We start from the raw sequence: 266 nt of genomic DNA on the forward strand, positions 1-266 counted from the left end.
GGATAAAGTCGATGAGACACCTCGCCATGGGCTTGTTGATGCAACTCCATCAAGCGACCAAAAAACGGATCAGCTTGCGCCATATCACTCAAAGATGATTGCAGAAAACCGTGGTCTTCCGAAACATTGCTGATTAACTTGGTGATCAGCGGTGTTACCTTCAACAAGTGTTCATAAACCTTACGCTCCATAGTCATAGGAGCAATGCTGAAAGGACAATGCCTCGCGGTATTTTCTGGCTGGCGAAACGCAACACCGTGCATGAT

Annotated in this window: 1 pseudogene; it reads right to left on the reverse strand. The window is 47.0% G+C overall.

Annotated elements, in window-relative coordinates:
- Positions 1–266 (reverse strand): annotated as a pseudogene (locus tag AB4512_RS25255) (glutathione synthase); the annotation flags it as partial.

It is taken from the genome of Vibrio sp. 10N.222.52.B7 (assembly GCF_041474275.1).
In the GTDB taxonomy this organism is placed as follows: Bacteria; Pseudomonadota; Gammaproteobacteria; order Enterobacterales; family Vibrionaceae; genus Vibrio; species Vibrio crassostreae_C.